The organism is Citrobacter sp. Cf088 (assembly GCF_030334295.1).
Lineage (GTDB): Bacteria > Pseudomonadota > Gammaproteobacteria > Enterobacterales > Enterobacteriaceae > Citrobacter > Citrobacter freundii.
The window spans coordinates 41,965-65,007 of record NZ_JAOWEE010000043.1 but is presented as its reverse complement, the minus strand read 5'-3'; the positions used below and the strand labels follow the sequence as shown (position 1 = coordinate 65,007).

Here is a 23,043-nt window from a genome sequence, read left to right as displayed (position 1 = left end):
TGGTATTGGATCGTATTAATTGCACTCGTTGCATTGGGTTATTATTGCCATATGAAGCGTTATTGTCGGGCATTCCGACAAGACAGGGACGCATTGCTTGAGGCGCGAAACAAACTCTTCCGACGTTCTGGTGAAGATAACAGCGTGATTAAGGAACAGGAATAGTCCTTCACGTTCTGCTATGGATGAGCGGATGCTGTAAAATAGCAGGGTGGCATCCGCCCTCTGGATTATCCGATTCCCATGGACTGGAGGATGACGAGACTTAACCCCATCACCGACATTCCGCACAGGACCCCATAGCTGGGATTATTATTTGGGTCGATCTCTTTTGCCAGTGGCATCAATTCATCGACTGACAGCGCCACCATAATACCCGCGACTGCCGCCATTATTGCCGCCATCACCACAGGCGAGATGAGACTCCCCAGAATTAACCACGCCAGTACGCCGCCCAGTATTTCCGCCATGCCCGAGATCCCGGCCCAGAATATCGCCGTACGTTTGGAGCCCGTTGCTGCATAGACCGGACCTGCAACGGCTAATCCTTCAGGAATATTGTGTAATGCGACGGCAAGCGCAATACCAAAGCCCAGCTCGAGGTTGCTGCTGGCGGTAACAAACGTCGCAATCCCTTCCGGAAAATTGTGCAGGCTGATGCCGAGCGTTAATAAAATCGCGGTGCGTTTAATGGATCCGGGTAGAGGCTGCGTTGTTTTTTGTACCAGATCCTGAGGGTGCGCATGCGGCAATAGACGGTCCAGGCCAAAGTAGCCCAGCAAGCCGACGATAAACATTCCGTAGCCCAGAACTGGCGACATGCCTTCAGCGGCCAGCGCAGCAGGTAGCATTTCCATTAGAGAGATCAGTAGCATAATCCCGGCAGCGAAGCCTAAAGAAAAGGCGAGAACGCGGTTGGAAGGCTTTTGCCCTAACACGCCGAGAAATGCGCCGATAAACGTGGCGGCACCTGCCAGTAAAGTCAGAAGTAAAGGTACTGACATCGACAAATAAAACTCCTTATCAATCTGCTTTCCGGACTGGATCGTCAAAATAACTGATGATCTTCATCATGGTTATCTGAGTTCTTCATCAACCGAATAAGCGTATTGTAATGGTATCAAAATGACTCCCTCAGTAAGGATATCATCATGTCTTCAACTCGTATGCCAGCATTGTTTTTGGGCCACGGTAGCCCGATGAATGTTCTGGAAGATAACGTTTATACCCGTGCCTGGCAGCAACTGGGGGAAACGTTGCCGCGTCCGAAAGCCATTGTGGTGGTCTCGGCGCACTGGTTCACCCGTGGAACGGGTGTGACAGCGATGGAAGCGCCTAAAACGATCCACGATTTCGGCGGTTTTCCGCAAGCGCTGTATGACACCCATTACCCAGCGCCCGGTTCGCCTGAACTGGCGCAGCACCTGGTTGATTTACTTGCTCCTGTACCCGTCGCGTTAGACAAAGAGGCGTGGGGTTTTGACCACGGTTCCTGGGGCGTACTGATCAAGATGTACCCGAATGCCGACATCCCGATGGTGCAGTTAAGCATCGATAGTACAAAACCGGCGGCCTGGCATTTTGAGATGGGCCGCAAGCTGGCGGCACTGCGTGATGAGGGTATTATGCTGGTGGCCAGTGGTAACGTGGTGCATAACCTGCGTACTGCGCGTTGGCACGGTGAGAACACGCCATATCCGTGGGCAACCTCATTCAATGATTATGTTAAGGCTAACCTGACCTGGCAGGGACCGGCTGAGCAGCACCCGCTGGTGAACTATCTCGATCATGAAGGTGGATCGTTGTCGAACCCGACGCCAGATCACTATCTGCCGCTGCTGTATGTTCTCGGGGCATGGGATGGTAAAGAGTCTGTTACGATCCCTGTAGATGGTATCGAGATGGGAAGTTTAAGTATGTTGTCGGTGCAGGTTGGGTGATGAACGCCCGATGGCGCTACGCTTATCGGGCATTAAGTTCGTGCCGTAGGCCGGGTAAGGCGGAGCCGCCACCCGGCACTCTCAATCATTCGACAAAAATATGCGGATAGAAACGTGAAAGATCCTGCGTGATCAACGCACGGTCTTCACGAATGCCGATCCCTGCGGGTTGATCGTTGATCAGCCAGCTGCCAATCAGCATATAGCTGTCGCCAAACTTCGGTAGCTGATGGAACTGCTGCACGATCATGCCTTCTTCACCGTACGGTCCTTCCACGGATTCGATCGTTTTACCGTTCTCAATGATGGAGACGTTAGCTCCCTCGCGCGAGAAGATCGGTTTGACAACGAATTTATCCATCTGCGGGTAGTCGTCTTCGGCGAAATATGCTGGCAGAAGGTTCGGATGATTCGGGAACATTTCCCATAACAGCGGTAACAGTGCTTTGTTGGAAATAATGCTCTTCCAGGCGGGTTCCAGCCAGCGAACGCCAGCGTCTTCCAGCTTGGTGGAGAACATTTCACGCAGCATGAATTCCCACGGATAGAGCTTGAACAGGTTAGCGATCACCTGATCCTGCATATCGGTGAATTGGCCTTTTTCACCAAGACCAATATCTTCTACATAGAGGAATTCTGTAGCGATCTCTGCTTCGGCCGCGCAATCCTGCAGATACTGGATCGTACCGCGATCTTCCACCGTATCACGACAGCAGGTCAGATGTAGCAGTTGAAAACCATACTGTTCACGCAGCTCGGTGAAACGCTCGATCAGCTTTTCCTGCAGACTGTTGAACTGATCGCTGCCTTCCGGCAGGTTGCCCGCATTGAGCTGATCTTCCAGCCAGATCCACTGGAAAAACGCAGCTTCGTACAGCGAGGTTGGGGTATCAGCGTTGTTTTCCAGCAGTTTGGGTTCACCGGTTCCATCCCACGCCAGATCGAGACGTGAATACAGCGACGGTTGCTGTGTCAGCCAGGACTGGCGGACAAAACCCCAGGTATGCTTCGGAATGCGAAACTTGGTCATCAGCTCATCGCTGGCAATGACCTTTTCCACCACTTTGAGGCACATTTGATGCAGCTCTGCGGTGACCTCTTCCAGCTTTTCAACCTGAGCAAGGGTGAGTTTGTAGTACGCGTCTTCACACCAGTACGGCTCGCCGTACATAGTGTGAAAATTAAAACCGTATTCGGTGGCTTTATCGCGCCAGTCCGGGCGCTCAACAATACTGACTCTTTCCATGACGATCAGCCACCCATTGAACGTGTGGTGGTGCCGCTTGCGCTACGCTGCATGGTGCTCTGTTTGGCCACAGACTCACCAAATCCGCCGCGGGTTACGGTAGAGGTGGTGGCTGGTTTCGGTGCCATAGCGGTTTTCGGTACGGTCATGGTGCGGCCCGGCGTTGCTGCGCCGTAGTTTTTACCGCTGGCATCTGTGTATTTGCCGTAAGCCGGGCTGGCTGGGTTTTTCGAACTAAACAGCGGTTGCTGAGCGCCCATTCCGCCACCCATCAGTCGGCCCATCATGTAGCCTGCCATCAGTGGCATCCAGAAGCTGCCGCTGCTTTGATTCTGCGCCTGAGCCTGACCTTCACCGGTCGGCGCCATACCTGCTTGCGCAGGAGCCTGCTGGCACTGGCCTTCGCCGAATTCAGCGATACAGTCTTCACGAGTGGCGTATTTTGGTGCGGTACGTTCAGCTTCTTTCAGCGCATTGTTAAACGCGGTAGTACATTCGGCGCTTTTACCTGGATTCGCTGCAGAGCAGTCGTCAGCGTTCTGATAAAGCGAAACCGTTTCGTCACTCTTTTCACAGCCCGCGAGCATAAACACTGCGGTAACTGCCAGGGCGACAGGAGTCAGATGGCGCGCGCTCCAGCTTTTGCGGAACGAGGCGTGATGTATAGATTTTGTCCGTTTCATTTTTGTCTTCCAGGACCCAGTGGTAAACACAGTAAATAATGCTCAGGATAGAGGATGACTGGTCGAAATTGAAGCGGGAAGAGGCGAGAATGCGCAGGAAGGGGCGGATCTTTACGTTGTCTTACGTTCAGACGGGGCCGAAGCCCCGTCATCAGCATCAGTTACGGAACGGATTGTTGCCGTTGCTGCTGGTTGAACGTGCTGCTGTCGGCTGAGCCGCAGGCAAATTGCCAGTGCCGTTAAAGTCATTCACGGCGGCATCTTGTTGTGGATTTTGCGGTGCCACGGTATCCGGCGTTGTGGATACAGGTTTACCCAGCGTATTGTTCAGTGCCACCAAATCCTGCTCGTTCAGCGTACCGAGCGCAGATTTGACGTTTAACTGATTGATAAGATAGGTATAACGCGCATTAGCCAATTGTTGTTTGGCGTTGTACAGCGTGGTGGTGGCATCCAACACATCCACAATGGTACGTGTACCTACGGAATAACCGGCTTCCATCGCATCCAATGAGCTTTGAGCAGAGACAACCGCTTGTTTGTACGCGTTAATGCTACTAATAGAAGCATTAATGTTGTTGAATGAAGAACGAACGGTCTGCACCACGCTGCGGTGTGCGCTTTCCAGTTGTTCACTCGCGCCAACAAAGTTGTACTGCGCTTGTTTCACCTGCGAGTTAACCATCCCGCCCTGGTACAGCGGCAGCGAGAAGCTCAGACCGATTTTGTTCTGGCCCATGTTGCTGTCGTCATACTGGGAGCTGTTGGTTTTAGATCCGCTGTACGAGGTGTCAGATACCCCGGTAGAGGCGGTTAAATCTAGCGTTGGTAAGTGACCATCCTGTGCCTGACGAATCTGCTCACGCGCCAGATCCTGGCTTAAACGCGCCTGCAATAAAGTCAGGTTGCGGTTTTCCGCTTCTTTCAGTAGCGCATTCACCGCCTGCGGTTTGTTGGTTTTGAAACCATCAACGTTCAGCGAAGCCAGTTCCGGGTAATAGTTACCGGTCACCTGACGCAACTGTTCTACCGCGTTATCCAGATTGTTACGCGCGGTCACTTCGTTCGCCAGCACGGTGTCGTATTGTGAACGGGCGTTCTGCACGTCAGTGATGGCGACCAGACCAACGTTAAAACGCTGAGTGGTCTGATCTAACTGACGATAAACCGCATCTTTCTGTGCCTGGGTGTAAGACAGCACATCAATCGCGTTCAGTACGTTAAAATAGGCCGTAGCGGTATTCAGGATCAGCGTTTGCTGATCGGTCTGATACGTTACGTCCTGGATGCCCGCTGATTTTTCTTGCAGCGTCAGGGCACGCCATTTAGACATGTCGAACAGCGTCTGAGTCAATTGTAATGACGCGCTGGTGGCGTTGGAGTTGACGCCGTTTGCATCACGGTAGCCATTGCTGTAGGTGTAATCGGCACCTAAACCCAGTTGCGGCAGTAATGGACTACGCGCTTCGTTAATTTTTTCGAATGCAGCATCGCGATCGGCGGCGGATTTACGCAATTCCGGGTTGCTCAGGCGTGCTTGCTGATAAACCTGCATCAGGTTTTCTGCCTGGCTCAAAGTACTGAACCCCGACAGGCTCAGGCCGATAAGGATGGGGAGCAATTTCTTCATTTGCATTCCTTGTTGTGAAGCAGTATTTAGCGCTGATCAAATTGTAAAAATATTTGCTGATTCTAGCAGAATCCGCCACTGCAAAAAGTTGGCGTTACGTGCCATACGGCGTTAATTTGCATCAATTTAACACAAGGGCGTTCAAACATCAGTCAAACGACCTTGAAATTCACATTTTAATCACTATTGGTTTCAGGACAGCACAATGCGTAAACCAGACAACTTGCCAATGACTTTCACTAAAAATGATGTAGAAATTATTGCACGAGAAACGCTATACCGCGGTTTTTTTTCACTGGATCTTTATCGGTTCCGCCATCGCTTGTTTAACGGTGGTATGAGCGGTGAGGTAAAGCGCGAAATTTTTGAGCGCGGACACGCGGCAGTCTTGCTACCCTTTGACCCTGAGCGGGACGAAGTTGTACTGGTCGAGCAGATCCGTATCGCGGCGTTTGATACCAGCGAAAGCCCGTGGCTACTGGAAATGGTAGCCGGAATGATCGAAGAGGGCGAAACCGTTGAAGATGTGGCCCGTCGTGAAGCGATGGAAGAAGCCGGACTGGACGTTAAACGTACGAAACCCGTTCTGAGCTATCTGGCAAGCCCTGGCGGCACCAGTGAGCGCCTGTCTATTTTAGTTGGCGAAGTGGACGCTACGACCGCGAGCGGAATTCATGGTCTGGCTGATGAAAACGAAGATATTCGTGTTCATGTGGTGAGCCGGGAGCAGGCTTATCAATGGGTAGAAGAGGGGAAAATCGACAACGCGGCTTCTGTCATCGCCTTGCAATGGTTACAGCTGCACTATCAAGAGTTAAAAACTGAGTGGAAAAAATGAAGCGTTACACACCTGACTTCCCTGAAATGATGCGCCTGTGCGAAACCAACTATTCGCAATTGCGCCGCCTGCTGCCACGTAATGATGCAGCCGGTGAAACAGTGAGCTATCAGGTAGCAAACGCACAATATCGGTTAACGATCGTTGAATCGACCCGATACACTACGCTTGTCGCGATCGAACAAACGGCGCCGGCCGTCACATACTGGAGCCTGCCGTCATTGACCGTGCGCCTGTATCATGACGCGAGGGTGGCTGAAGTGTGTTCAAGTCAGCAGATCTTTCGCTTCAAAGCGCGGTATGATTATCCAAATAAAAAGTTGCATCAACGCGACGAAAAGCATCAAATTAATCAGTTTCTGGCCGACTGGCTACGGTACTGTTTAGCACATGGAGCGATGGCGATTCCGGTTTATTAGCGTCGTGAAACCTAAGGACACCATTTGGAAAGCCTGTTAACCCTTCCTTTGGCTGGTGAGGCCAGAGTCAGGATCTTACAAATTACAGACACTCACCTGTTTGCCGAAAAGCATGAAACGCTGCTGGGTGTGAATACCTGGGACAGTTATCAATCCGTACTGGATGCCATACATGCAGAGTCGCCTGAGTACGATCTGATCGTCGCGACGGGTGATTTGGCGCAGGATCAATCCGCTGCGGCCTATCAGCATTTTGCTGAGGGCATCGCAAGCTTTCGTGCGCCCTGCGTTTGGCTACCGGGCAATCACGATTTTCAGCCGGCAATGTACAGCGCGCTGCAGGATGCGGGAATTTCCCCTGCCAAGCGTGTTTTCATCGGCGAACAGTGGCAAATTTTGCTGCTCGACAGCCAGGTGTTCGGCGTTCCCCACGGTGAATTAAGTGAATTCCAGCTCGAATGGCTGGAGCGTAAACTTGCTGATGCACCAGAGCGTAATACCTTGCTGCTTCTGCATCATCATCCTCTGCCTGCGGGCTGTAGCTGGCTCGATCAGCATAGCCTGCGCAATGCCGCTGAGCTGGATAACGTGCTGGTGAACTATCCACGCGTGAAGTATCTGCTGTGCGGGCATATTCATCAGGAACTGGATCTGGACTGGAACGGACGCCGTCTGCTGGCGACGCCGTCGACCTGCGTGCAGTTTAAGCCGCACTGTTCCAACTTCACATTGGATACCATCAGCCCCGGCTGGCGGACGCTGGAGCTTTTTGCTGACGGGACGTTGCAGACTCAGGTACGTCGTCTGCAGGGTAATCGGTTCCACCCTGATACCGCTTCAGAAGGCTACTGATGTCTACGCTTCTCTATCTTCACGGATTTAATAGCTCTCCTCGTTCGGCGAAGGCGTGTTTGCTGAAAAACTGGTTGGCGGAGCACCATCCGCACGTTGAGATGATCGTACCGCAGTTGCCGCCGTATCCGGCCCAGGCCGCAGAGATGCTGGAATCGATCATTCTTGAACATGGCGGAGAGTCGTTGGGGATTGTCGGTTCCTCATTAGGTGGTTATTACGCCACCTGGCTGTCGCAATGTTTTATGCTGCCGGCAGTGGTGGTGAACCCTGCTGTACGGCCTTATGAACTGCTGGTCGACTATCTCGGTCAAAACGAGAACCCCTACACGGGGCAGCAATATGTGCTAGAGTCACGCCATATTTACGATCTTAAAGTCATGCAGATTGACCCGCTGGAAGCGCCGGATTTGATCTGGCTGCTCCAACAAACGGGCGATGAAGTGTTGGACTACCGCCAGGCGGTGGCGTATTACGCCTCCTGCCGTCAGACAGTTATTGAGGGCGGAAACCACGCATTCACGGGCTTCGAAGATTATTTCAACCCGATTGTCGATTTCCTTGGACTGCACAGTTTCTGACGATCAATTCGAATTGCTTATTTAAACCATGACGCAAACTTATAACGCTGATGCCATTGAGGTACTCACTGGGCTTGAGCCGGTACGCCGTCGCCCTGGGATGTACACCGATACGACCCGTCCGAACCATCTTGGACAGGAAGTGATTGATAACAGTGTGGATGAAGCACTGGCGGGCCACGCGAAACGCGTGGACGTGATCTTACATGCCGACCAGTCTCTGGAAGTCATTGATGACGGACGCGGCATGCCAGTAGACATTCACCCTGAAGAGGGCGTTCCGGCGGTTGAGCTGATCCTCTGTCGTCTGCACGCGGGCGGCAAGTTCTCCAACAAGAACTACCAGTTCTCCGGTGGTCTGCACGGTGTGGGGATCTCCGTTGTTAACGCCCTGTCCAAACGTGTGGAAGTGAACGTACGCCGCGATGGGCAGGTATACAACATCGCGTTTGAGAATGGCGATAAAGTGCAGGATTTACAGGTTGTCGGTACCTGCGGCAAACGCAATACCGGGACCAGCGTGCACTTCTGGCCGGATGAAAGCTTCTTTGACAGCCCGCGTTTTTCTGTTTCGCGCTTAACGCACGTACTGAAAGCCAAAGCGGTACTGTGCCCGGGCGTTGAGATCACCTTCAAGGATGAGGTCAACAACAGCGAACAGCGCTGGTGCTACCAGGATGGTCTGAATGACTATCTGAGCGAAGCGGTGAATGGCCTACCGACTCTGCCGGAAAAACCGTTTATCGGTAATTTCAGCGGTGAGACGGAGACAGTGGACTGGGCGCTGCTCTGGCTGCCGGAAGGCGGTGAGCTGCTGACCGAAAGCTATGTGAACCTGATCCCAACTATGCAGGGCGGGACGCACGTCAACGGTCTGCGTCAGGGTCTGCTGGATGCGATGCGCGAGTTCTGCGAATACCGCAATATTTTGCCGCGTGGCGTGAAGCTGTCGGCGGAAGATATCTGGGATCGCTGTGCTTACGTGCTGTCGGTAAAAATGCAGGATCCGCAGTTTGCCGGACAAACCAAAGAACGCCTCTCTTCGCGTCAGTGTGCGGCGTTTGTTTCTGGCGTGGTGAAAGATGCCTTCAGCCTGTGGCTGAACCAGAACGTACAGTCCGCCGAACTGCTGGCTGAGATGGCGATTTCCAGCGCCCAGCGTCGTCTGCGCGCGGCGAAAAAAGTGGTGCGTAAAAAGCTGACCAGTGGTCCGGCGCTGCCGGGTAAACTGGCGGACTGTACCGCGCAGGATCTTAATCGCACCGAATTGTTTCTCGTCGAAGGTGACTCCGCAGGCGGTTCCGCCAAACAGGCGCGCGATCGTGAATATCAGGCGATCATGCCGCTCAAAGGTAAGATCCTTAATACCTGGGAAGTCTCTTCCGATGAAGTTCTGGCTTCGCAGGAAGTGCACGATATTTCGGTGGCGATCGGCATCGATCCGGACAGCGACGATCTGAGCCAGTTGCGTTACGGTAAGATCTGTATCCTGGCGGATGCGGACTCCGATGGTCTGCACATCGCCACGCTGCTGTGCGCACTGTTTGTGAAGCACTTCCGCACGTTGGTGAAACACGGTCACGTGTACGTGGCGCTGCCGCCGTTATACCGTATCGACCTCGGTAAAGAGGTGTATTACGCGCTGACGGAAGAAGAGAAAGCGGGCGTACTGGAGCAGTTAAAGCGCAAGAAAGGTAAGCCGAACGTGCAGCGCTTTAAAGGACTGGGTGAAATGAACCCGATGCAGCTTCGTGAAACCACGCTGGATCCGAACACCCGTCGCCTGGTGCAGCTCATTATCGATGATGAAGACGATCAGCGTACCAACGCAATGATGGATATGCTGCTGGCCAAGAAGCGTTCTGAAGACCGTCGTAACTGGTTGCAAGAGAAAGGCGACCTGGCGGATCTCGAAGGCTAATTGCATGTAGAAAAGCCGGAGAGGGTGTAAAATGCCTTATCCGGCTCTCATCTGACGAAGCGATTATATGCCGGATAGCAAAGCGTCACCCGGCAAATCGACAACCTTAAATACCCGACTCCAGAATACGAATATTCATGTCCAGCACGTCACCTTTCACGGCTTCGCTGTAGGCTTTCATATGCGGGGTCTGCAAATGCGCTTCAAGATGCGCGATGCTTTCCCACTGCTCAACCATCACGATTGAATCTGGTGCTGTGGTCTGAAAACTCACACCTGCGGCATGATCCACCATCGGCGCATAGCCGTGGCAGCCTTCTTCTTTCAGTACGGTCGGAACGATTTTAGCAAACTGATCCAGTACCGCCTGGCGGTGATGTTGACCTGGACGTGTACGGATTTCTGCAATAACGGTAAGCATGGTTAACTCCTTCTAATTCCAGGTTACCAGTTAACCAAAAATTTCGGTCAGATGCTTGCGATATTCTGCGATATAACGCGGGACGTCCGGCATTTTAATCACGTCATTGGTGATAAAGGTCGGCAGCGCTTCCATTCCCAGGAACTGGTTTGCTTTATGGAACGGGAGATAGACGCCATCAACACCAACGCCATGGAAGAACTGGTCTTTTTCAGTGAAGGCTTCCATCGGTGCGTTCCAGGTCAGGGACAGCATGTATTTTTTGCCCTGAATCAGCCCGCCGGAGCCATATTTTTTAGAGGCATCTGAACGTGTGCGGCCATCGCTGGCGTACAGCGTGCCGTGACCTTCGGTAAACACGTCATCGATGTATTTTTTCACGGTCCACGGTGCGCCCATCCACCAGCCAGGCATCTGCCAGATAATCGTATCGGCCCAGACGAAATTCTGCACTTCTGTTTTTACGTCATAATCGCTGTCCGCGCGTACGACTTTAACATCATGCCCGAGGTCGCGCAGGATACCGTCCGCGACCTCGGTCAGGGTGTCATTCAGTTGACCATTAGAATGGCCAAATTTTTTCGCCCCGTTGATAATCAGAATGTTGCTCATTTTGTGTCCTCAAGAAAATACGTTTGAGGACGATTTTACCCCCACCAGCGGTGCGGTGAAATTAGCAAAATGTGCAAAGTCTTTTGCTATTTGAGCAATAATAATGCAGTTACCAACTGACCTTAGCTTCAAAGCCACCTTCCGAAGCGTTGCCAAACGAGGCTGACATTCCATGCAGTGTTGCGATACGGCGGACAATTGACAGGCCGAGACCGCTGCCGGTCACGCTTTGTCCTGGTGGACGATAAAAACGTTCACCGATGTGTGTAAGTACCTCCGGCGCAACGCCTGGACCATTATCTTTGACGCTGAAATTGCGGGCGTTGAGCGTCACTTCCACAATGCTCCCCTGCGGACTGTAGCGAATGGCATTATCCAGCAGATTTCGTACCATCAGGCTCAGCAACAGCGGCTGTCCTGTGCGCATAATATTGTGTGCGTTAATCTGCAAACGTACGTCAATGTGCGCCTGCTGGGCCGGGTGGTAGATATCCATCACCGCGGATTGCAGTAGCTCCTCCAATGAAATTTCCGCCACATCCTGAAGATTATCGAGGGAGTCGAGGCGCGAAAGCGTCAGGAGCTGATCGACCAGTCGGGTGGCGCGTTCAATTCCCGCATGTAGCTGCGCCAGCGCTTTTTCCCGCGTTTGCGGGTCGTCGTCTGACAGTTGCACCACTTCGGTTTGCACCTTCAGCGCGGTCAACGGACTGCGCAGCTCATGGGCGGCATCAGAAGTGAAGCGGCGTTCACGCACCATCATTGAGTGGATGCGGGTAAACAGCTGATTTAGCGATTCAACCAGCGGGCGCACTTCGTTTGGCACACCTTTCGGGTCGAGCGGCTCTTCTGATTCCGGGGCGCGCCAGCGCAGAGCTTGCGCCAGTTTTTTTAGCGGCCTGAGTTCGCGACTCAGCATGGCCACCAGGATCAGCAACATCAGCGGCAGCGCAACCAGCCACGGGGTTAATTGTGCAGTAAGGATCGACAGCGCCATATCCTCCCGATATTCCCACTCCTGGCCCACCACAATGCGATATTTTCCATCAGCGGAATTCAGCCACAGGAAGCGCCAGGAATCGCTGTCGCCCCTGAGTTGGCCGTCGCTAAACCCTTCCCGGCTGTAGCTGTAGGGAATATCCTGGCCATTATCGCCATCGTGTAGCACCATTTTGCCGTCGGTGGAGTAGATGGCAAACGCCAGTGCGTCGTCATCAATATGGCCATGCTTCAGTTTCTTTGGCGTGCGGGCCATATTGCTTGAGGTGGTGACATCGCTGATATCCAGCGTGCTAAGCCGCTTGGCGAACAGCATCAGCTGGGTATCAAACAGCTCATCGACATTATCGGTAGTCTGCCTCCAGGCCACAAAACTGGATACGGCCCAGGTGGCTGATGCCAGAATCAGAAAAATAAGCGTTAGCCTGACGCGCAGGCTGAGGCGTTGTGTGAGTTTCATGCGTCACCCAGGGTGTAGCCAATGCCATGCACGGTACGGATAAAGTCGCTGCCGAGCTTACGGCGTAAGTGATGAACGTGGACCTCAACCGCATTGCTGGAGACATTTTCGTCCCAGGTATACAGTTTTTCTTCAATCAGTTTGCGGGGCAGGACGCGACCTTTGTTGCGCATCAACAGTTCCAGCAGTGCGAACTCTTTAGGTTTGAGTGACAAAGGTTCACCCGCCGCCGTGGCGACCAACGCGCCGGGATCGAGCGTTACCTGGCCATGGCGCAATGTGTTGCTGGCCTGGCCGCTGGCACGACGCACCAGCGCCTCCAGTCTGGCAGCAACTTCGATCAGCGCAAAGGGTTTACACAGATAGTCATCTGCGCCCAGGCGCAGGCCTTCAACGCGTTCCGCCAGCGCGTCGCGAGCGGTCAGAATCAGTACCGGCTCCTGCTTCCCGTTAGCTCGCCATTCGCGCAAAATGTCCCGTCCGTCTATGCCTGGCAGTGTCAGGTCGAGGATTACCGCATCATAAGGTGCGCTGTAGAGTGCTTCTTTCCCCTGGCGACCTTCGGTAAACCAGTCAATGCTGAAACCCATTTTACTCAGACCTGTTTTCAGGCCATCGCCAATCAACGTGTCATCTTCGATCAGTAAAATACGCATATGTTCTTCCCTGCGATAACTCATTTGCAGTCAGTAAACCTGTGGCTACAGTCTCTGTACAGTAAAAAAAGTATCTTTTTTTGCCTTAAGAACTTGTTAAGGATTAACTTATTTAATAGTCGTAAACCAACATGAAAGGGAGACATGACGATGAAAAAATTAGCTGCAATGGTTGCCGTAATGGCACTGTGTTCCGCACCTGTTCTGGCAGCTCAGCAGGGCGGCTTCTCTGGGCCAACGACAACCACTACGCAGAGCCAAAACGGCGGATTTGTCGGCCCGAACGGTAGCAGCACGACAGTAGAAAGCGCCAAATCACTGCGTGATGACACCTGGGTTACCCTGCGCGGGAACATCGTTGAGCGTATTTCCGACGACCTGTATGTGTTTAAAGATGCGACCGGCACGGTGAATGTGGATATCGACCACAAGCGCTGGAACGGCGTAACCGTCACACCGCAGGATGTGGTTGAAATCCAGGGTGAAGTGGATAAAGACTGGAACTCCGTTGAAATCGACGTGAAACAGATTACCAAAGTTGCTAAGTAATCCCCATCAGGGCCGCGTCCGCGGCCCTTTTCTTTGTGACTCAACACGCCAGATAGGGTAGTATCTGCGGCAATATTGCCCTTCAATAGAGGGGTACAAAGTTGAGGAACCACGATTAATGAGCGATATGGCAGAGCGCCTGGCGCTGCATGAATTCACGGAAAACGCCTATCTGAACTATTCCATGTACGTCATCATGGATAGGGCGTTGCCGTTTATTGGCGATGGTTTGAAACCCGTTCAGCGTCGCATCGTGTACGCGATGTCCGAACTGGGGCTGAATGCCAGCGCCAAATTTAAAAAATCCGCCCGTACCGTCGGTGACGTGCTGGGTAAATACCATCCGCACGGCGACAGCGCCTGCTATGAAGCGATGGTGCTGATGGCGCAGCCGTTCTCTTACCGTTATCCGTTGGTTGACGGGCAGGGGAACTGGGGGGCGCCGGACGATCCGAAATCCTTCGCGGCGATGCGTTATACCGAATCCCGCCTGTCTAAATATGCGGAAGTCCTGCTGGGTGAACTCGGTCAGGGCACGTCGGACTGGGTGCCGAACTTTGACGGCACCATGCAGGAGCCGAAGATGCTGCCTGCGCGTCTGCCAAATATTCTGCTCAACGGTACGACCGGTATTGCCGTTGGTATGGCAACGGACATTCCGCCGCACAACCTGCGTGAAGTGGCAAAAGCAGCGATTACTCTGATTGAGCAGCCGAAAACGACGCTGGATCAGTTGCTGGATATCGTGCAGGGGCCGGATTACCCGACCGAAGCGGAGATCATTACCTCGCGCGCGGAGATTCGTAAGATTTACGAAAACGGACGCGGCTCCGTACGTATGCGTGCGGTATGGACGAAAGAAGACGGCGCGGTGGTGATTTCCGCGCTGCCACATCAGGTTTCCGGGGCAAAAGTGCTGGAGCAGATCGCTGCTCAAATGCGCAATAAAAAGCTGCCGATGGTAGACGACCTGCGCGACGAATCGGATCACGAAAACCCGACTCGTCTGGTGATTGTCCCGCGCTCCAATCGCGTGGATATGGAGCAGGTGATGAACCACCTGTTTGCCACCACCGATCTGGAAAAAAGTTACCGCATAAACCTGAACATGATCGGTCTTGATGGTCGTCCGGCGGTGAAAAACCTGCTGGAGATCCTCACCGAATGGCTGGCGTTCCGCCGCGATACCGTGCGCCGCCGCCTGAATTATCGTCTGGAAAAAGTGCTCAAGCGCCTGCACATTCTTGAAGGCTTGCTGGTGGCGTTCCTCAATATTGACGAAGTAATCGAAATTATTCGTCATGAAGATGAACCTAAGCCAGAGCTGATGTCGCGGTTTGGTATTTCTGAAACCCAGGCTGAAGCCATCCTTGAGCTGAAATTGCGCCATCTTGCCAAACTCGAAGAGATGAAAATCCGCGGCGAGCAGGATGAACTGGCGAAAGAGCGCGATCAGTTGCAGGCCATTCTGGCATCTGAACGTAAAATGAATAACCTGCTGAAGAAAGAGCTGCAGGCTGACGCTGAGGCCTATGGCGACGATCGTCGTTCTCCGCTGCAGGAGCGCGAAGAAGCGAAGGCGATGAGCGAGCACGACATGCTGCCGTCTGAGCCGGTGACTATTGTGTTGTCCCAGAGTGGCTGGGTGCGTAGCGCGAAAGGCCACGACATCGATGCGCCGGGATTAAGCTATAAAGCGGGCGACAGCTTTAAGTCGGCAGTGAAGGGTAAGAGCAATCAGCCGGTGGTGTTCGTGGACTCGACCGGTCGCAGCTATGCCATCGATCCGATTACGCTGCCGTCGGCGCGCGGTCAGGGTGAACCGCTGACCGGGAAGCTCACTCTGCCGCCGGGCGCGACGGTTGAGCACATGCTGATGGAGGGCGATGATCAGAAACTGCTGATGGCATCGGATGCGGGCTACGGTTTTGTCTGCACCTTCAATGACCTGGTAGCACGTAACCGTGCAGGTAAGGCATTGATTACGCTGCCAGAGAATGCGCGCGTCATGCAGCCGGTGGTGATTGAAGATGAAACCGATATGCTGCTGGCGATTACTCAGGCTGGTCGCATGTTGATGTTCCCGGTGAGCGATTTACCGCAGTTGTCGAAAGGCAAAGGGAACAAGATCATTAATATCCCTTCAGCGGAAGCGGCGAAAGGCGAGGATGGTCTGGCGCAACTTTACGTGCTGCCGCCGCAGAGCACGCTGACTATCCACGTCGGTAAGCGCAAAATCAAACTGCGTCCCGAAGAGTTGCAGAAAGTGACCGGCGAGCGCGGCCGTCGCGGCACGCTAATGCGTGGTCTGCAGCGTATCGACAGCATTGAGATTGACTCGCCTCGACGCGCCAATCACGGCGACAGCGAAGAATAACGCTACCGTCCGGCTCTCCCTGTTAAAGCCCAGGGAGAGCCAACGTTAAAAATTCCCGTGAAACCGTTGTTTATTCGTGCGTTGCGATTAACAATACGCTTTTCCAGAGAGCCGCCCTTAACAAAGCCCTAACCTGATACCGCGTGATGAATCAGGTGACGTAAAATGCCAGGCTCTTAGGCCTTAGAGGTTGTTATGCTATATATTTTTCGTTTAATTATTACTGTTATTTACTGCGTTCTGGTCTGTATTTTCGGTTGCATATACTGTCTGTTCAGCCCGCGAAATCCAAAACACGTTGCAACGTTCGGTCATATGTTTGGCCGCCTGGCTCCCCTTTATGGTCTGAAGGTCGAGTGCCGCATGCCGGCAGACGCGCAGAACTATGGTAATGCTATCTATATTTGTAACCATCAGAACAACTATGACATGGTTACTGCTGCGAATATCGTTCAACCGCCGACGGTGACGGTGGGTAAAAAAAGCCTGCTGTGGATCCCTTTCTTCGGGCAGCTGTACTGGTTAACCGGTAACCTGTTGATTGACAGAAATAACCGCGCAAAAGCGCACAGCACCATTGCTGCCGTGGTGAATCATTTCAAAAAACGCCGCATTTCTATCTGGATGTTCCCGGAAGGAACGCGTAGCCGCGGTCGCGGTCTGCTTCCGTTTAAAACCGGCGCGTTCCATGCTGCGATTGCTGCTGGTGTCCCGGTCATTCCGGTATGCGTTTCCACAACCTCGAACAAGATAAAATTAAACAGACTCAATAATGGTTTGGCGATTGTCGAGATGTTGCCGCCGGTGGATATTAGCCACTTTGGCAAAGATCAGGTTCGTGAACTGGCAGCACATTGCCGCACGCTGATGGAACAAAAAATCGCAGAGCTCGATAAAGAAGTTGCTGAGCGGGAAGCCGCCGGTAAGGTTTAATCCGCGCAATTCGGGTTTTTTACAGGAAATGACTTCCTGCGTGTTAATAGCCAGTTTTTTATGGAGTTTATATGTCATTCAGTCGGCGTCAGTTCATTCAGGCATCGGGGATCGCACTGTGTGCAGGTGCTGTTCCGCTGAAGGCTAATGCTGCCGGTCAGCAACAACCGTTACCTGTGCCTCCGCTGCTGGAATCCCGCCGGGGGCAGCCGCTATTTATGACGCTGCAACGTGCGCACTGGTCCTTTACACAAGGCACGCGCGCACCTGTCTGGGGAATTAACGGCCGCTACCTGGGACCGACAATTCGCGTCTGGAAAGGGGATGACGTCAAGCTTATCTACAGCAACCGTCTGACTGAGAATGTCTCGATGACCGTCGCCGGGTTACAGGTACCAGGCCCGCTGATGGGCGGCCCGGCGCGCATGATGTCCCCGAATGCTGACTGGGCGCCGGTGCTACCGATTCGCCAGAATGCCGCCACGTTGTGGTATCACGCCAATACGCCAAATCGTACTGCTCAGCAGGTCTATAACGGCCTTGCCGGGATGTGGCTGGTTGAAGATGAAGTGAGTAAATCACTGTCTATTCCCAACCACTATGGCGTGGATGATTTTCCGGTCATTATCCAGGACAAGCGGCTGGACAACTTTGGCACGCCGGAATACAGCGAGCCCGGCAGCGGTGGCTTTGTCGGTGATACGCTGCTGGTCAATGGGGCGCAAAGCCCGTATGTCGAAGTCTCCCGCGGCTGGGTGCGCTTGCGTTTACTGAACGCTTCAAACTCGCGTCGTTACCAGTTGCAAATGAGCGATGGCCGTGCGCTGCATGTGATTTCCAGCGATCAGGGCTTTTTACCTGCGCCCGTTTCGGTGAAACAGCTCTCGCTGGCGCCTGGCGAGCGTCGTGAGATCCTGGTGGATATGACGAACGGTAATGAGGTCTCTATCACCTGTGGCGAGGCAGCCAGTATTGTCGACAGGATCCGTGGGTTCTTTGAGCCTTCCAGTATTCTCATCTCCACGCTGGTGCTGACTCTGCGTCCAACGGGGCTTCTGCCGCTGGTGACTGACAGCCTGCCAATGCGCCTGCTGCCAACGGAAATCCTCAGCGGTTCGCCGATTCGCAGCCGTGATATCAGCCTGGACGATGACCCTGGCATCAACGGTCAGCTGTGGGACGTCAATCGTATGGATATTACCGCTCAGCAGGGCTCCTGGGAGCGCTGGACTGTGCGGGCGGATATGCCCCAGTCCTTCCATATTGAAGGCGTCTCGTTCCTGATCCGTAATGTGAATGGCGCGATGCCGTTCCCGGAAGACAGAGGCTGGAAAGATACTGTCTGGGTTGACGGCCAGGTTGAATTACTGGTTTATTACGGACAGCCTTCCTGGGCCCATTTCCCGTTCTACTTTAATAGCCAGACGCTGGAAATGGCAGATCGTGGCTCAATCGGACAGATGTTGGTGAACCCGGCGCCGTAATGCGCCGGGATTTCCGTTATGCCCGCCAGAACATGCGCGAGAACAGGATCAGAATGGGGTAAATCTCCAGACGCCCCATGATCATGGCCGCGCACATCAGTAGCTTTGCTTCCTCATTTAAGGTGCCAAATGTCGTGGCGGTGACGCCAAATCCTAGCCCCATATTGTTGATGCAGGCGGCGACGGTGGCAAAAGAGGAGAAGAGATCGTAGCCCATCAGATTGAGCGCCCAGATAAAAAAGCTGGTGAACAAAACGTAGAGAAAGAAAAAGCTCCATACTGAACGCACCACCCGGTCGCTTACCACGCTATTGCCCACTTTAATGTTCAGCAGGGCACGGGGATGCGCGAGCTGGTGTAACTCCTGACGGCACTGCTTGAACATAATCAAAAAACGCAGCACCTTAATCCCCCCGCAGGTCGATCCCACACAACCGCCGAAGAAACTGGCGCTGAGCAGCATGAAGATCGTGTGCGAAGGCCACTGCGCGTAATCCGCCGTCGACAGGCCATTATCTGTCAGCATCGAACTGGCCAGAAAAAAAGCATGCACCAGGCTGTCCGTTAATCCGTACATGCCTGCCCGCCAAACTTGCCAGGTGGCGATCAGAGTGACAACCAACGCAATAAGCAAAAAGAAACGCAGTTCGGCATTACGACGAAAGGGTTTGAAGGTACGTTTCACGATAGCCACGTACCAGAGGGTGAAGTTAAACGCAGACAGCAGGGAAAACACCCCAGCGACCAGCTCGATCGCATGGCTGTTATAGAAGCCGATGCTTTCACTGCGAGTGGAAAATCCGCCGAGAGAAACCGTCGACAGCCCGTGGCATAAGGCATCGAAGAACGACATCCCGGCAGCCCAGTAGGCCAGGGTACAGATAAGACCCAGAATGACATAGGTCAGCCACAGCGTACGTGCAGTATCAGCAAGTCTTGGCGTGAGGCGTTCTTCTTTAAAAGGGCCCGGCATTTCAGACTGATACAGCTTCATGCCGCCGATACCCAAAAGCGGTAATACCGCCACGGCGAGGACAATAACACCCAGGCCACCAATAAAATTGAGCTGAGCCCGATAGTAGAGATACGACTTCGGCATGGCGCTGACGTCGCCAATTACCGTTGCGCCCGTGGTGGTAATCCCGGAAACCCCTTCAAACAGGGCATCCGCAAAGGAGAGGTTTAAGCCATCGTCCATCCACATCGGCATCGCGCTGATAAACGAAAACAACAGCCAGAACAGGACGATAATAACGAAACCATCCCGTGTTCGCAGTTGAATACCCGCATGTTTGGTTGCCAGCCACGCTCCGCCGCCGAGGGTGAAGAAAGTCATAAATGTGCTGAAAAAAGCGAACAAACTCCGCTCTTTGTTTAACAAAGCGATGGCCATCGGTGGCAGCATAGAAAAGCTGTAGAGAAGAACCAGAAACCCACACAGGTGAACAACAACCCGTAACTGGGAAATATGCAGTGAATCGTTGAGTCGCAATGAAAAATCCCCCGCCGAAAAAGAGTTATCTCAGCTGGCCGGCATGGTGTTAATTATGATTGATAAAAATGAGCGTCGTAAAATTTAACAATTTATATAACTTTCTACTGCCCTGGTTCAGACTCCACTTCATTTCTTGTCGACATACAGCGTATAATCCCCGGCCTTTGATTATTTTTTTACCATTTTTGGAAGCATTATGAGCGCAATATCCCTGATCCAGCCGGACAGAGACCTTTTCTCCTGGCCGCAGTACTGGGCTGCCTGTTTTGGCCCGGCACCGTTTTTGCCGATGTCACGCGACGAAATGGACCAACTTGGCTGGGATAGCTGCGACATCATTCTGGTTACCGGCGATGCATACGTCGATCATCCCAGCTTTGGCATGGCAATATGCGGCCGTATGCTGGAAGCGCAGGGCTTTCGTGTAGGGATTATCGCCCAGCCTGAGTGGAACAACAAAGACGATTTTATGCGTTTGGGTAAACCGAACCTGTTCTTTGGTGTGACCGCAGGCAACATGGACTCGATGATCAACCGTTACACCGCAGATCGCCGACTGCGCCATGACGATGCCTACACACCAGACAACGTAGCAGGTAAACGCCCGGACCGCGCCACGCTGGTCTATACCCAGCGTTGTAAAGAAGCATGGAAAGATGTGCCGGTTATTCTCGGCGGCATTGAGGCCAGCCTGCGCCGTACCGCGCACTATGACTACTGGTCTGATACCGTTCGTCGCTCTGTTCTGGTGGATTCCAAAGCCGACATGCTGATGTTCGGCAACGGCGAACGTCCGCTGGTGGAAGTGGCGCATCGTCTGGCGATGGGCGAAACCATCGATCAGATCCGCGACGTGCGTAACACCGCGATTATGGTTAAAGAAGCGCTGCCGGGCTGGAGTGGGGTGGATTCCACGCGTCTCGACACGCCGGGCAAGATTGATCCGATCCCGCATCCGTACGGCGAAGATCTGCCGTGTGCTGACAACAAACCGGTCGCACCGAAAAAGCAGGAAGCGAAAGCGGTAACCGTACAGCCGCCGCGTCCGAAACCGTGGGAAAAAACCTACGTGCTGCTGCCGTCCTTTGAAAAAGTGAAGGGCGATAAAGTGCTGTATGCGCATGCGTCGCGTATCCTGCACCACGAAACCAACCCTGGCTGCGCGCGTGCGCTGATGCAAAAGCACGGCGATCGCTACATCTGGATCAACCCGCCAGCTATTCCGCTGTCTACCGAAGAGATGGATAGCGTCTTTGCGCTGCCGTACAAGCGCGTGCCCCACCCGGCGTATGGCGACAGCCGCATTCCGGCCTATGAGATGATCCGTTTCTCGATCAACATTATGCGTGGCTGCTTTGGCGGCTGTTCGTTCTGTTCGATCACCGAGCACGAAGGCCGCATCATCCAGAGCCGCTCTGAAGACTCGATCATCAATGAAATCGAAGCCATTCGCGACACCGTTCCAGGTTTTACCGGCGTGATTTCGGACCTCGGCGGCCCAACGGCGAACATGTATATGCTGCGCTGTAAGTCACCGCGTGCGGAGCAGACCTGCCGTCGTCTGTCATGCGTCTATCCGGATATCTGTCCGCATATGGACACCAATCACGAACCGACGATTAACCTTTATCGCCGGGCGCGTGATTTGAAAGGCATTAAAAAGATTCTCATTGCTTCCGGTGTGCGCTATGACATCGCGGTTGAAGATCCGCGCTATATCAAAGAGCTGGCGACCCACCACGTTGGCGGCTATCTGAAGATTGCGCCAGAGCATACTGAAGAAGGCCCGCTGTCGAAGATGATGAAGCCGGGGATGGGCAGCTACGATCGCTTTAAGGAGTTGTTCGATACCTACTCTAAACAGGCGGGTAAAGAGCAGTACCTGATCCCGTACTTCATCTCCGCGCACCCGGGTACGCGTGACGAGGATATGGTGAATCTGGCGCTGTGGCTGAAACAACGTCGTTTCCGTCTGGATCAGGTGCAGAACTTTTATCCATCGCCGCTGGCGAACTCCACAACCATGTATTACACCGGGAAAAACCCGCTGGGTAAAATTGGTTATAAGAGTGAAGACGTGGTGGTGCCGAAAGGTGATAAGCAGCGCCGTTTGCATAAAGCCCTGCTGCGTTACCACGATCCAGCTAACTGGCCGTTAATCCGCCAGGCGCTGGAAGACATGGGTAAAAAGCATCTGATCGGCGGTCGTCGTGAATGTCTGGTTCCGGCGCCTACCCTGGAAGAGATGCGCGAAGCACGTCGCCAGAACCGTCATACCCGTCCGGCGTTGACCAAGCACACTCCGGTGGCGCACCAGCGCCAGACCCCTGCCGCAAACAAAAAACGCGGGAAAGTAGCGGGACGTTAATTTGCTTTGCTCGGTGGTGAAATGCTTATCAGACCTACGAACAGCACAGTTTTGTAGGCCGGATAAGGTGCTTGCACCGCCATCCGGCAGAAGTGCTCAGTATTTATGCCTCACGAATGCTGGCCGCTAATGCGGCCAGCTTTTCGTCATCCGCCCGTTCATGATCGTGTGATGACAGATACCCTTCATATTGCTCGAAAAATTTGGTCTGCCGCGACTCAATCGGTTTCCAGTGAGTTAGATCGCCAGTGCCGTGCATGGGGCTTAATTTGCTGTGCACATGGTCTACGCCGAAACCTTCGAAGAACATCCCCGTACGACTGACATCCGGGAAAGCCTTATCCAGTTTCTTAGCCACTTTTTGGGTTGCCATCATCAGGTCAGCCAACGCCTGCGGCGGCATATCGAAGGCATAGCTGGGGTAATGCTTTTTCGGGATCACCACGGTAAAACCGTCGGTGTTCGGGAAAATCGACAGAAAAGCCAGATGGTGCTCGTCTTCCCAGACCTTATGGCAGGGTGCTTTACCTTCAACAATTTGACAGAAAATACAGGTCATTCCTTTTCTCCGCAGGTAAG

General features: G+C 53.3%; 21 protein-coding genes. 11 read left to right on the top strand and 10 right to left on the bottom strand.

What is annotated here, in order from left to right:
- Window positions 1-230: 230 nt before the first annotated feature.
- On the bottom strand, window positions 231-1,004 hold the full coding sequence (zupT, locus tag OGV71_RS08095) for a zinc transporter ZupT (RefSeq protein WP_003024600.1): 774 nt from the start codon (window positions 1,002-1,004) through the stop codon (window positions 231-233).
- A 147-nt stretch (window positions 1,005-1,151) separates the two neighbouring features.
- Between zupT and ygiD the strand changes: the two genes are divergently transcribed.
- A complete protein-coding gene (gene ygiD, locus OGV71_RS08090) occupies window positions 1,152-1,940 on the top strand; it encodes a 4,5-DOPA-extradiol-dioxygenase (RefSeq protein WP_003024597.1) in 789 nt (262 codons plus the stop codon).
- Between the two features lie 85 nt (window positions 1,941-2,025).
- Here the strand turns inward: ygiD and OGV71_RS08085 are convergent, their stop codons facing one another.
- From OGV71_RS08085 to tolC, 3 genes are all read right to left on the bottom strand, one after another.
- Window positions 2,026-3,186 (bottom strand): glutathionylspermidine synthase family protein, encoded by a 1,161-nt coding sequence (locus OGV71_RS08085; RefSeq protein WP_003024594.1) that lies wholly within the window; start codon window positions 3,184-3,186, stop codon window positions 2,026-2,028.
- 5 nt (window positions 3,187-3,191) lie between these two features.
- On the bottom strand, window positions 3,192-3,869 hold the full coding sequence (locus OGV71_RS08080) for a DUF1190 family protein (RefSeq protein WP_003024591.1): 678 nt from the start codon (window positions 3,867-3,869) through the stop codon (window positions 3,192-3,194).
- A gap of 157 nt (window positions 3,870-4,026) precedes the next feature.
- On the bottom strand, window positions 4,027-5,505 hold the full coding sequence (gene tolC, locus OGV71_RS08075; protein WP_085951568.1) for an outer membrane channel protein TolC: 1,479 nt from the start codon (window positions 5,503-5,505) through the stop codon (window positions 4,027-4,029).
- A gap of 199 nt (window positions 5,506-5,704) precedes the next feature.
- Here tolC and nudF point away from each other — a divergent pair, with 199 nt between their 5' ends.
- Genes nudF through parE form a run of 5 tightly spaced genes read left to right on the top strand, consistent with a single transcriptional unit; the run spans window position 5,705 to window position 10,110 of the window.
- A complete protein-coding gene (nudF, locus tag OGV71_RS08070; protein ID WP_003024585.1) occupies window positions 5,705-6,337 on the top strand; it encodes an ADP-ribose diphosphatase in 633 nt (210 codons plus the stop codon).
- On the top strand, window positions 6,334-6,756 hold the full coding sequence (locus OGV71_RS08065; RefSeq protein ID WP_003024582.1) for a DUF1249 family protein: 423 nt from the start codon (window positions 6,334-6,336) through the stop codon (window positions 6,754-6,756). Before nudF ends, OGV71_RS08065 begins: the two co-directional genes overlap by 4 nt.
- A gap of 24 nt (window positions 6,757-6,780) precedes the next feature.
- Window positions 6,781-7,608 (top strand): 3',5'-cyclic-AMP phosphodiesterase, encoded by an 828-nt coding sequence (cpdA, locus tag OGV71_RS08060; RefSeq protein ID WP_003838143.1) that lies wholly within the window; start codon window positions 6,781-6,783, stop codon window positions 7,606-7,608.
- The gene (gene yqiA, locus OGV71_RS08055) at window positions 7,608-8,189 is read left to right on the top strand and encodes an esterase YqiA (protein WP_003024575.1); all 582 of its coding nucleotides are present in this window, start codon (window positions 7,608-7,610) and stop codon (window positions 8,187-8,189) included. The genes cpdA and yqiA overlap by 1 nt, the downstream gene beginning before the upstream one ends.
- A gap of 28 nt (window positions 8,190-8,217) precedes the next feature.
- On the top strand, window positions 8,218-10,110 hold the full coding sequence (gene parE / locus OGV71_RS08050; protein ID WP_003024571.1) for a DNA topoisomerase IV subunit B: 1,893 nt from the start codon (window positions 8,218-8,220) through the stop codon (window positions 10,108-10,110).
- Between the two features lie 106 nt (window positions 10,111-10,216).
- Here parE and OGV71_RS08045 read toward each other — a convergent pair whose 3' ends face one another.
- The 4 genes from OGV71_RS08045 to qseB all read right to left on the bottom strand — a co-directional run bounded on the left by OGV71_RS08045 (window position 10,217) and on the right by qseB (window position 13,258).
- A complete protein-coding gene (locus OGV71_RS08045) occupies window positions 10,217-10,531 on the bottom strand; it encodes a putative quinol monooxygenase (protein WP_003024557.1) in 315 nt (104 codons plus the stop codon).
- Between the two features lie 30 nt (window positions 10,532-10,561).
- Window positions 10,562-11,143: an NAD(P)H-dependent oxidoreductase gene (locus tag OGV71_RS08040; RefSeq protein WP_071696292.1), complete on the bottom strand. Its 582-nt coding sequence runs from the start codon at window positions 11,141-11,143 to the stop codon at window positions 10,562-10,564.
- Between the two features lie 109 nt (window positions 11,144-11,252).
- Window positions 11,253-12,602: a quorum sensing histidine kinase QseC gene (gene qseC / locus OGV71_RS08035; protein WP_204583275.1), complete on the bottom strand. Its 1,350-nt coding sequence runs from the start codon at window positions 12,600-12,602 to the stop codon at window positions 11,253-11,255.
- The gene (gene qseB, locus OGV71_RS08030; protein WP_003024547.1) at window positions 12,599-13,258 is read right to left on the bottom strand and encodes a quorum sensing response regulator transcription factor QseB; all 660 of its coding nucleotides are present in this window, start codon (window positions 13,256-13,258) and stop codon (window positions 12,599-12,601) included. The genes qseC and qseB overlap by 4 nt, the downstream gene beginning before the upstream one ends.
- A 150-nt stretch (window positions 13,259-13,408) precedes the next feature.
- Between qseB and OGV71_RS08025 the strand changes: the two genes are divergently transcribed.
- From OGV71_RS08025 to ftsP, 4 genes are all read left to right on the top strand, one after another.
- Window positions 13,409-13,807, top strand: a complete 399-nt coding sequence (locus OGV71_RS08025) for a YgiW/YdeI family stress tolerance OB fold protein (protein ID WP_003024544.1) — start codon at window positions 13,409-13,411, stop codon at window positions 13,805-13,807.
- Between the two features lie 118 nt (window positions 13,808-13,925).
- Window positions 13,926-16,184 carry a DNA topoisomerase IV subunit A gene (gene parC / locus OGV71_RS08020; protein WP_204583276.1) on the top strand — a complete coding sequence of 753 codons (2,259 nt, stop codon included), beginning with the start codon at window positions 13,926-13,928 and terminating at the stop codon, window positions 16,182-16,184.
- A gap of 195 nt (window positions 16,185-16,379) precedes the next feature.
- Complete coding sequence (gene plsC, locus OGV71_RS08015; RefSeq protein ID WP_003024540.1) at window positions 16,380-17,117, top strand: 1-acylglycerol-3-phosphate O-acyltransferase; 738 nt, start codon at window positions 16,380-16,382, stop codon at window positions 17,115-17,117.
- A gap of 71 nt (window positions 17,118-17,188) precedes the next feature.
- A complete protein-coding gene (ftsP, locus tag OGV71_RS08010; protein WP_003024538.1) occupies window positions 17,189-18,601 on the top strand; it encodes a cell division protein FtsP in 1,413 nt (470 codons plus the stop codon).
- Between the two features lie 16 nt (window positions 18,602-18,617).
- On the opposite strand, the gene OGV71_RS08005 is transcribed toward ftsP, so the two are convergent.
- On the bottom strand, window positions 18,618-20,093 hold the full coding sequence (locus tag OGV71_RS08005) for a TrkH family potassium uptake protein (protein WP_003024535.1): 1,476 nt from the start codon (window positions 20,091-20,093) through the stop codon (window positions 18,618-18,620).
- 199 nt (window positions 20,094-20,292) lie between these two features.
- Here OGV71_RS08005 and OGV71_RS08000 point away from each other — a divergent pair, with 199 nt between their 5' ends.
- Window positions 20,293-22,464 (top strand): YgiQ family radical SAM protein, encoded by a 2,172-nt coding sequence (locus tag OGV71_RS08000; protein WP_003024532.1) that lies wholly within the window; start codon window positions 20,293-20,295, stop codon window positions 22,462-22,464.
- Between the two features lie 103 nt (window positions 22,465-22,567).
- Here OGV71_RS08000 and OGV71_RS07995 read toward each other — a convergent pair whose 3' ends face one another.
- A complete protein-coding gene (locus OGV71_RS07995; protein WP_204583277.1) occupies window positions 22,568-23,023 on the bottom strand; it encodes an HIT family protein in 456 nt (151 codons plus the stop codon).
- Window positions 23,024-23,043: the final 20 nt, after the last annotated feature.